The organism is Veillonella faecalis, from assembly GCF_024677885.1.
Classification (GTDB): domain Bacteria; phylum Bacillota; class Negativicutes; order Veillonellales; family Veillonellaceae; genus Veillonella; species Veillonella nakazawae.
On the sequence record NZ_JALBWL010000009.1, the window covers coordinates 1 to 10022 of the forward strand.

The window sequence follows — 10022 nt, forward strand, 5'->3', positions numbered from 1 at the left end:
CACGCCGCCAGCGTTCGTCCTGAGCCAGGATCAAACTCTCCAAGATATCTTGAAGCTATTTGAATAGCTCATTATTTGTTGTCGTTACATTTAAGTAACTTTGAATTATGGTTGGTTTTGACTATGTCAAAACCCGCACTCTGGCATATGTTCAATCGTATTGATTGATTACCTATCATTGTTCAGTTTTCAAAGATCTGTTACGTTAGGTTGTTGCCCTAACGACTTGTATAGTATATCAATCTAATCTTAAATCGTCAACCTCTTTTTCAAAGATTTTTTCAACTTATTTTTGATTGATTTTATACATACAATCATAACCAAATACTCTATGAATAGAGATAGAAAACTCACAAACCGAAGTTTGTGAGTTTTAATTTGGTGACTCACCCGCGACTCGAACGCGGGACACCCTGATTAAAAGTCAGGTGCTCTGCCAACTGAGCTAGTGAGTCATGTTGGCAGGGGTGGCTGGGATCGAACCAGCGCATAACGGAGTCAAAGTCCGTTGCCTTACCACTTGGCGACACCCCTACAATGATTATGATGTGTAGGTTATGGGGTGAGTAGTGGGGATCGAACCCACGCGTAACGGAGCCACAATCCGCCGTGTTAACCGCTTCACCATACCCACCACCTTGTAGGTATCGAAGACGTTGTCTTCGTAACAAAGAGAATTATATCTGTTCTAGAGATTTGTGTCAACACCTTTTTCTCAATTTCATTTAACTTTTACAAATAAAATAAAAAAGTATGTTATCCCCAATATAAACTCTTTCTCCTCAGAAAAATAAGGAAGCACATCCATAAGTTATACCTTACGAATGGTGCTCCCCTATTATACATATTATTTACTTAGTTGGCAAATAGTTTTTTACAAAATTTGGCAAAGCAAAAGCAGCCTTTTGAATTTCAGCATTATAGTACTTAGTTTCAAAGTTTTGTTCACGATTTGGTGTCCATGTTAATGGGTCAAATGTTTTGGAACCCAATGTGAAGCAATGCATACCTGCAGGATAAATTGGAATAAATGCAGTATACAAACGCGCAATCGGGAAGTGATTATTTACATAACCAAATACTTTCTCTACGAGCGGTTGATGCAACATAGGAGATTCTGTTTGTTGTACAAATAAGCCATCTTTTTTAAGAGCTTTTAATGTATTCTTATAGAACTCTTCAGTAAATAAACCTTCACCAGGACCGATTGGATCAGAACAGTCTACGATAATTACATCATAGTAATCTTCTGCTTCTGCCATGAAACCAATACCATCACCAATTTTTACAGTTAATTTAGGATGGTTTTCAATCATAGCTTTAGCAATAGTTGGCAAATATTGTTTAGCAAGCTCCACAACTTTACCATCGATTTCAACCATAGTAACTTCTTTTACACAATCATGGCGTACACATTCTCTAGCTACGCCACCATCACCGCCACCGATGATCAATACACGTTCAGGATTTGGATGTAAAAACAATGGAACATGACTCATCATTTCATGGTATATAAACTCTTCACGCTCAGACGTTTGGAATACACCATCTAATGCGAGCATCGTACCGTACTCTTTTGATTTAAATACTTCAATTTTTTGGAACTCAGATTCACCAGAGTATAATACTTCTTCTGCTTCAGCGCTAAGACGTAAATGAGGAGTTTGTTCCTCTGTAATCCATTGACTCATGTAGTACCTCCTACTTTTATACTACAATACGCACCGCAGATGATTGCGATGCGTATGTATATTACGTTAATTACTCTGTTACTTAATCTTTACGACTAATATAACAGAAACCGCCACCTAAAATAGTGTCTTTCATCCAATTTGCTAACGAGAAATCACGGATTTCACCTTCATCAAAGATGCCACAGCGAATATCATCGTCATCCATAAATATCTTGTGAATTGGAACCCAATGCCATGTATAAAGAGCTTTTTCTTTACCCTTATGACGATTCAAAAATGCTACAGGCACATCTTGTGCCAATGCATCATGAATAAACTGAGCTGCAGCCTCCACCTCTACACGAGATGCGCAGAACGGAGATACATTCAACATATGTACATCATAAGATAGGTCTTTATCCTCCAGTAAACGAGTAAGACCACGTTCCATCCATTGAGTCTTATAAACACCACCACCAAAGCGTGGCTTTACATATTTCCAAACTAAGTTCATCCGTTCTAAAGCAAGCGTTTGATCGGATGTGGTTTCCAGATCTAATAAGCCATCCCTAAACAGCGAATAACCCAATACTTGTGATGCCGATGTTGGACCACAACCAGACAAGCGTTGCCACTCATCAGTGAACCATTCTTGGTCATACCCATATGATGTTTTACCATTTACATCGATATATAGCCATTCTGGATGTTTAATAGATACATCATTCATGAGATTAACCTTCGATTACTTCAACAGTTTCCATGATGGCACCTTGGTGAATACCATCAACTACATCCATACCTTCGATTACTTTACCGAATACAGTGTGTACACCATCCAAGTGAGGTTGTGGTTCGTATACGATAAAGAATTGGCTACCACCAGTATTAGGACCACGGTGAGCCATAGACAATGCACCACGTTCATGTTTATGTGGGTTGCCAATCAATTCATCTTTAATTGTGTAACCAGGGCCACCTGTACCATTGCCATTAGGGCAACCACCTTGAGCTACGAAGCCAGGGATTACACGGTGGAAACGAAGGCCATTATAGAAACCTTTGTTAATCAAGTCAATGAAGTTTTGTACTGTGCCAGGAGCTTCTTTATCAAATAATTCGATTACGATATCGCCGCCGTCAGCCATATGGATTTTTGCTTTTTTCATTGTTCAGGTACCTCCAAAATTGTACGCAACACATGTGCTGCTAATATAAAACCTGCCACTGGTGGCACAAAACTACATGTACCAGGGCTTGTTGCTTCGCCGCGGAACTGTGGTTTTGTCGGTTTTTCTGTAGAAAATAAAACTAATTGCTTTTTAATACCCCGTTTTTTGAGCTCCCGACGCATAACGCGCGCCAAAGGACATGTATGAGACTTATTGATATCAGCAATCATAAGTTTTTCAGGGTAAAAGCGATTACCGCCGCCCATACAAGAAATAACAGGGATGCTTTCCCGTTGACACACCTCAATAATATTAAGTTTTGCCGTTACCATATCGATGGCATCGATTACATAATCAACGTTCAAGCTTTGAATAAATCCAGGGTAATTTTCCTCAGTATACATAATATCATGAGTTTCTATCACTACATCTGGATTAATAGAAAGGGCTCGTGCCTTTGCTACCTCTACCTTACGCTCTCCAATTGTGTCATGAGTCGTAATCATTTGGCGATTTAAGTTACTTGGTGCAATAGAGTCGCCATCGATAAGAACGATGCGTCCCACACCAGCTCGAACTAGTGCCTCAAGGGCACCGCCACCAACGCCGCCAACACCAAAGAGAGCCACAGACGTATCTTTTAAGGTTTTGATTTTATCAGGACCAACCAGCCACTCTAAACGAGTTAACATATATTCCATTAGTATTTACCTGCTGGAATAATTTCTGTCCAATACCCGTCTGGATCGGCAATAAAGTAAATGCCCATGTCAGCATTTTCGTAAGCTACAACGCCCATCTCTTTATGCTTTTTAAGAGCTGCTTCGTAGTCATCTACATAAAACGCTAAATGGAATTCATTGTCCCCTAAATTATAAGGGCGATCCCAGTCGCGCAACCATGTAAGTTCTAGTTCATGCGCTGTGTATGGACTTTTTAAATATACAAGAGTGAAAGCACCACTTGGATCTTCCAAACGGCGAGATTCCTCAAGTAACAAGGCCTCTTTATAGAATGCTAAACTCTTATCAAGATCCTTAACATTTATATTATTATGAGCAAATGAAAACTTCATAGGACCTCCTTAATTAATTCCAGTATGTTTTTGTAGGAATTCTCCTCTTTTAATAGTATCACATTTGACAATTCTATAGCTAGTTAATAACAAATTTTGCCGTACTACCATCGTCACCACGTGTGACCTCTAAGTGGGCCGGTATGCGAGTCTTTAATTCAGGTACATGGGAAATCATGCCGATAAGACGACCTGATGATTGTAATTTCACCAGTGTTTCCATGGCGAGTTCCAATGTATCAGGATCAAGTGTACCAAAGCCTTCGTCGATAAACATCGTATCCATATGAATACCACCTGCATAACTTTGGATGACATCCGCAAGACCTAAGGCAAGGGCCATAGAGGCCAAGAATGTTTCACCACCAGACAAGGTGTTCGCTGGTCTTGATTGACCTGTGAAAGCATCCATAACTGCCAAATCTAGGCCTTGTTTGCCTCGTCCACCACCAGTATAGTCAGAACGTTCCAAGGAATAGCGATTACGGCTCATCGTTTGAAGACGTAAATTAGCTGCATATACAACTTCATCTAAAATAGCTCCCAATACGTAGCGCTCAAAGGTTACATTTTTAAACCCTTGTTCACCGCCATTTGCCAAGTCATTTAGGCGACTTAAGAAAGTGACTTCCTCACGGGCTTCGCCCATAACCTGTTCAAGTGTCTCTAGGGAAGCCAGTGTTGTTTCAATATGTTTCGTTTCTTTATCCCAAGCCGCAAGAGAACCTACCAAATTGTCACGTTGCTCTACTGCCGCATCATATACCTCATCAGAGACTGTATCACTTGGCTTCACTACAGATTGAGCATGCTTTAAGGCCGCATCATATACAGCTTGAGCTTTATTGAAAGCCTCATCCAATGCGTGTAGCTCAGCTCTAAATGTATCTAAGACCTTATAATCATCCAACGCATCTATAAAATCATCTTCAGATAAAGAAATCGATTGCAATGATTCTACATAGTCTTTATTGAGTACATCAAGATTTTTTGTTTCTTCCTGCACTTGGGCAGATAAGATTTCTAGACGTCCCCGTTTAGCATTAAGCACTTCTCTAGCAGAATCTAAATTTGCTTTACATACTTTTACCTGTTCATCGTAGTCTGTAAGCTCAGTCGCTAATAATTCTATCTCTTTATGCCATGCAGCTACATCCGTAGTTGGCAAGCTTTCAGAAAGAGCATCAATCTTAGCCTGTACCGTACTAATCTGAACCTCTAAATTATACAAATTATCAAGTAGTTCCTTATGAGCCATCTCCAATTTCGCTAGTATATCTTTAGCCGCACTGAGGTCACCCTCAGTGTTAGCTATAGTGTTGCTCAGCTGTTCAGTGTCGCTACGCAAGGTTGAAAGCTGCTCCATTTGAGATACTAAGCCTTGTTGAATTGAATCAAATGCATCTTCTGAAAAATTATCAATCCATGTTTTGAGTTTAGAGACTTGATCTTCAACTTGTTCATCTAACTCATGTAAACGAAGAGCTAACGTTTCTTTCTGACCAATTTCACTAGCTTGCTTTTGTAACTCAAGATCACGCACTGCACGAGCCTCTTCTATTTCCTCTTTAGTAGGATATAACTCAGGCTTGGCTGCCAACTGTGGATGCTCTGTAGAGCCGCATACTGGACAAGGTTCGTTATCTTTCACTAAATGAACGAGTTCATAGGCACGCCCTTCTGCCATCAAATGTTCTAACCGTTCAAGCTGTACCTTTGAATTCTTTACAGATTCATCAAGCGTCGCTAATGCCTTATCTTTAGCATCAATATCATTTTGAACCTTCTGTTTCTCAGCAACCAATTCAGAATATCGTTGCAAATGACTTAACTGTTCTTGGATACGAGAAATAGAGTCTAACGCTTTGTTATTACCTTGTAACTGCTGCCTGTCTGCAACTAACTTAGCCTCTAAATCAGCTACTGTTTTATGCTGTTCCTGTAACGCAGCGTCACTTTTCTCACGGTCCTGTGTTACTAAGTTACTCTTTAATGTGCTCAATTCCTTATTTAGCAGTGCTAGCTCATTAAACTTTTCTGATTGCTGTTCCATTTGGGCCAGCGTAGTTCGCTTAGTTTGCATAGTTTCAGCTTGAGCTTCTAATACTGCATGAGCCTCTATACATTTAGACTCATATTGAGTTGCACTGTCCACATTGTTTTCAGCCTCTGAAAGTGATGTTTCCAAGGTTTTTAACACCGACTGCTTATCAGTAAACTGTTTATATAACTCAAAGCTTGGCGTTAAAGAGGTAAGGAACTGTACCTTTTCACGTAAGATAGCGCGCTCCGCTTCTCTTGCTTTCACAAGGTCTAATTTAGAGGTAGCCTCTGCAAGAGATTGTTGTGCTTGGTTATATAAGGCCCACTCATTTCGCAACGTATTGAACTGCTCCACTACAGTTACAGCTTTATCACGCTCAATAACAAGAGCATCTCGGTGTGGCTCTCTATGTTTCAAAAGATCTCGTACATGTTCAATGGTTAGTACCGGTGTATCTTCGTCATGTGGAATGGATTGTAACAATGCATTCTGTTTTGTTACATTTTCTTCAATGCCTGCTTTTGCTTCATCGTAAGCAGCTTTTAAGGCATCTTGTAATCTTCGGTACAACTCAGTTCTAAAGAGTGTATGTAATAACTCCTCCCGTTCACTGGTGGAGGCTACTAGTAATTTTCGGAACTCCCCTTGCGGCAAAAGAACCACTTGTAAGAATTGATCCTTCCGAAAGCCTATGATTCGTTGAACTGTATCACGAATAGCAGCCGCAGAAGTGGCAATGACCTTCCACTCCCCATCCTTCATTTCGTAGACAGTAGCACTAGCATTCTGCTCACGCATACCTGTACCACGTTTCTTCGCAACCATTTGCTTTGGCAGTCTTTCAACACGGTACTGAGCATCACCAATAGCAAAGGAGAAATCTACCCGCGTCATACGATCAGGTTCTGCAAAGTCACTGCGAATTGCATCTGTTTTGCGCACCTCTCCACTAGGTTCTCCATATAAGGCATACACCATGGCATCTAGTATCGACGTTTTCCCGGCTCCTGTAGGACCAGAGATGAGGAACATGGAATGGTTTTGCAGTTCATTAAAGTCCAAGGTAACCGAATCTCGGTATGGACCAAAGGCTTCTATAGTTAAAGATATAGGCTTCATTTAGTCCTCCTTTAGAATTCGATCCCACACAGAGTTAATGTATTGTTGCTCACGCTCTGTTAATGGCTCTTTCCACACGGTTTCAGCAAACTGATTAAATAATTCGCGTTCGTTTAACTCTTTAAAAACGGCTTCATCCATATCTGCCATAGGAGTTGCCACGCGACCTACTAAATCAATAGTCATGCATCGATGATACACTTGGCGCAGCTTAGCCATCCCATCCATTATAGGCATCGTATCAAGCAATCGAGCCTGCACGTAATCATCTTTATGCTTAGCTTGTAATTCTTTATTATTTAGGAGGTCTTCAAAGTAACCTTCTAAAATAACTACATCTCGCTTCGCTTCTACAGGAATGGTGCTAATATCTACGTTACCTTTTGCATCCATATCAACGATGGTAAAAGATTTCTTCTGCGTATGCTCATCAAAGGAATACTTTAATGGCGATCCGCTATAACGAATATAGTCTGCCCCCATTCGTTGAGGCCCATGCAAATGGCCAAGAGCTGTATATTGAAAGTCTTTAAAGACTTGTGGACTTACTTGTTCACTACCACCGATAGACAAGGTCCGCTCAGAGCCACCTACATCACCGCCCATTACAAAGGCATGACTAATAGCAATGCTACGCATCCCCTTTGGCACTTGATTACGTAAATGGTTGCTCCAAGCCTGATACATTTGATCATAATTATGTAGATTGAGACCAGTTTCCAAAGAAGGGGTAGCAAAACCTAACCCTAATGCATCCCCAATGCGACGAGGCTCGCTAAAGGGCATAGGGCAAATGGCCACTTTGCCATCAGCACCTTCAAATTCAAAGGGTTGTAATGCATGATGAGGGGATCCCCAAATATGAATTCCTGATCGACTCAACATAGAGCGCCCCACTTCAAGGCGTTCAGCCCCATCATGATTACCACTTACCACGAAGAGTGGTACCTTATAATCCATAGCGAGACGGGTAATGATGGAATCCCATAATTCAATAGCTTCAATAGGAGGTACCGCTCTATCAAATACGTCCCCGGCTAACAAGATGCCGTCGATTTTTTCTTCTTTCAAAATAGAAAAGAACTGATTCTCCAACACATGAGCTTGGTCATCTGTTAAATACTGACCATAAAAAATACGTCCTAAATGCCAATCAGCAGTATGTAAAAAACGCATTTTATCCCCCTTTCCAGCTCTCCCTACACCTTATCTGAATGTAGTTATATAAATAATTATATAACTAAGACTGTGTTTTAGCTTAATTATTGATTCTCTACAATAGAGCGCAACATAGCAATTTCTTTTGCATAGCCATCTAATTCGTTTGGCGTTTCCAAATAGAACGGCAAGTTCGTCAATTTAGGATGTGTCACAATGCGAGCGATGGCATCGATACCGATGTGACCTTCACCAATTTTTTCGTGCCGATCTTTATGAGCGCCCATAGGATTTTTAGAGTCATTCAAGTGAATGGCTTTTAAACGGTCTAAGCCTACAATACGGTCAAACTCATCAATAACACCATCAAGATTATTGACGATATCATAACCACCTTCGTGGATATGGCATGTATCAACACATACGCCCATGTATTCTTTTAATTTCACACCATCGATGATGCGTGCAATCTCTTCAAAGCGAGAACCAATTTCTGTGCCCTTACCTGCCATGACTTCTAAGAGAACTGTTGTTTTCATGCCAGGGAATAAGATTTCATTCAAACATTCCACGATATATTCGATGCCTTGATCTACACCTTGCTTTACATGGCTACCAGGGTGAAAGTTATACATTTGGCCTGGTAAATATTCCATACGCTCTAGGTCTTCTGTCATGGCTTGTTTTGCAAAAGCACGCAAATCTTCTTTTGCTGCACATGGATTATATGTGTAAGGTGCATGAGCTAATAAGGTGCCAAAGTTATGTTCTTTCATATACGCACTCAAGCTATTCATATCCTCTACATCGAGGGCACGCATACTACCACCACGAGGATTGCGCGTGAAGTATTGGAATGTATTGCCCCCAATTTTAGTAGCTTCTTTCCCCATGTTTAAATAACCTTTACTAATTGATAAATGACTGCCGATGACAAACATAATACTCCTTTATATTTATATAATTCTAAAATTCTAAAATACTCAATTCTAATATCTATTCTATTACGCTTACATCTATTCCAAAAGTCTAATGAATAGAAGACATATATAACTAATATAACCCCTACCGTGAAGGAGCCCTTCGCGACAGGGGTTATGTATTAATGACTTTCTTTTTTAGCACACTCAGGGCATACACCTTCAAAGGTAATATGTTGACCTGTGATTTGATACTCGCTACCTTGATCAGCAATTGTTTTGATAGCTTGTAAATCAATGCCCATCATATCCTCTACCTTGTTGCAACGGATGCAACGGATATGGGAATGAGCTTGTGTGTCCCAATCGTAATGAGCGCGCTCATCACCTACTTCTAAAATTTTTACAAGACCGATTTTTTCAAAAATCTCCATCGTCTTGTACACGGTTGCCAAGCTCATGCTTGGATGTTCAGGGCGCAACGTATGATACAACATTTCTGCTGTTGGATGATCATGATGACCACGCAAGGCATCATAAATCGCAATACGTTGTGGGGTTACTTTGAACCCTTGGCTACGCAGAATTTGTGCGATATCCATAATACTCTACTCTACCTTTCTCCACTTGGAAATCTATAAGGCATCGACCATTATCGGCCATTCACAAGAAATAATTATTATCTATTATATCAGAATTCTCAACACTTATCAAGATAGATAGTATTAACTATTAAGTAATCATAACCACCCGTAGAACGGGTGGTTTGCTCTGACCCTATAAGGGTCTTTCTCTAGTGGTGGCCCTCTAAAGAGGGCATTGAATGATCTGACAACCACTCTATTACCACTGGCTGCCCCC

The 10022-nt window shown here is 40.4% G+C and carries 9 protein-coding genes and 3 tRNA genes; all 12 read right to left on the minus strand.

From position 1 onward, the window contains the following. Positions 1 to 379: 379 nt before the first annotated feature. Positions 380 to 455, minus strand: a tRNA-Lys gene (locus tag MOQ65_RS09395). A 4-nt stretch (positions 456 to 459) separates the two neighbouring features. Further along, positions 460 to 534, minus strand: a tRNA-Gln gene (locus tag MOQ65_RS09400). A 24-nt stretch (positions 535 to 558) separates the two neighbouring features. Continuing rightward, a tRNA-His gene (locus MOQ65_RS09405) sits at positions 559 to 634 on the minus strand. Between the two features lie 217 nt (positions 635 to 851). Continuing rightward, positions 852 to 1691: a polyamine aminopropyltransferase gene (gene speE / locus MOQ65_RS09410; protein ID WP_024065843.1), complete on the minus strand. Its 840-nt coding sequence runs from the start codon at positions 1689 to 1691 to the stop codon at positions 852 to 854. An 82-nt stretch (positions 1692 to 1773) separates the two neighbouring features. Then, complete coding sequence (locus MOQ65_RS09415; protein WP_257847382.1) at positions 1774 to 2403, minus strand: hypothetical protein; 630 nt, start codon at positions 2401 to 2403, stop codon at positions 1774 to 1776. Positions 2404 to 2407: 4 nt separating this feature from the next. Next, a complete protein-coding gene (locus MOQ65_RS09420) occupies positions 2408 to 2842 on the minus strand; it encodes a peptidylprolyl isomerase (RefSeq protein ID WP_005385683.1) in 435 nt (144 codons plus the stop codon). After that, complete coding sequence (locus MOQ65_RS09425) at positions 2839 to 3546, minus strand: tRNA threonylcarbamoyladenosine dehydratase (protein ID WP_005385682.1); 708 nt, start codon at positions 3544 to 3546, stop codon at positions 2839 to 2841. The genes MOQ65_RS09420 and MOQ65_RS09425 overlap by 4 nt, the downstream gene beginning before the upstream one ends. After that, positions 3546 to 3920, minus strand: a complete 375-nt coding sequence (locus tag MOQ65_RS09430; protein WP_004695332.1) for a VOC family protein — start codon at positions 3918 to 3920, stop codon at positions 3546 to 3548. The genes MOQ65_RS09425 and MOQ65_RS09430 overlap by 1 nt, the downstream gene beginning before the upstream one ends. Positions 3921 to 3999: 79 nt before the next feature. After that, positions 4000 to 7083 (minus strand): AAA family ATPase, encoded by a 3084-nt coding sequence (locus MOQ65_RS09435; RefSeq protein ID WP_257847383.1) that lies wholly within the window; start codon positions 7081 to 7083, stop codon positions 4000 to 4002. Then, a complete protein-coding gene (locus MOQ65_RS09440) occupies positions 7084 to 8259 on the minus strand; it encodes an exonuclease SbcCD subunit D (RefSeq protein ID WP_257847384.1) in 1176 nt (391 codons plus the stop codon). Between the two features lie 86 nt (positions 8260 to 8345). Beyond that, positions 8346 to 9182 (minus strand): deoxyribonuclease IV, encoded by an 837-nt coding sequence (locus MOQ65_RS09445; RefSeq protein ID WP_009351073.1) that lies wholly within the window; start codon positions 9180 to 9182, stop codon positions 8346 to 8348. Positions 9183 to 9343: 161 nt separating this feature from the next. After that, positions 9344 to 9763, minus strand: a complete 420-nt coding sequence (locus tag MOQ65_RS09450) for a Fur family transcriptional regulator (RefSeq protein WP_005385669.1) — start codon at positions 9761 to 9763, stop codon at positions 9344 to 9346. Positions 9764 to 10022 lie beyond the last annotated feature (259 nt).

Excerpts from the sequence above, each read along its gene's own strand:
- speE (WP_024065843.1), bottom strand. The coding sequence starts at position 1,691 with ATGAGTCAATGGATTACAGAGGAACAAACTCCTCATTTACGTCTTAGC.
- MOQ65_RS09415 (WP_257847382.1), bottom strand. The coding sequence starts at position 2,403 with ATGAATGATGTATCTATTAAACATCCAGAATGGCTATATATCGATGTA.
- MOQ65_RS09420 (WP_005385683.1), bottom strand. The coding sequence starts at position 2,842 with ATGAAAAAAGCAAAAATCCATATGGCTGACGGCGGCGATATCGTAATC.
- MOQ65_RS09425 (WP_005385682.1), bottom strand. The coding sequence starts at position 3,546 with ATGGAATATATGTTAACTCGTTTAGAGTGGCTGGTTGGTCCTGATAAA.
- MOQ65_RS09430 (WP_004695332.1), bottom strand. The coding sequence starts at position 3,920 with ATGAAGTTTTCATTTGCTCATAATAATATAAATGTTAAGGATCTTGAT.
- MOQ65_RS09435 (WP_257847383.1), bottom strand. The coding sequence starts at position 7,083 with ATGAAGCCTATATCTTTAACTATAGAAGCCTTTGGTCCATACCGAGAT.
- MOQ65_RS09440 (WP_257847384.1), bottom strand. The coding sequence starts at position 8,259 with ATGCGTTTTTTACATACTGCTGATTGGCATTTAGGACGTATTTTTTAT.
- MOQ65_RS09445 (WP_009351073.1), bottom strand. The coding sequence starts at position 9,182 with ATGTTTGTCATCGGCAGTCATTTATCAATTAGTAAAGGTTATTTAAAC.
- MOQ65_RS09450 (WP_005385669.1), bottom strand. The coding sequence starts at position 9,763 with ATGGATATCGCACAAATTCTGCGTAGCCAAGGGTTCAAAGTAACCCCA.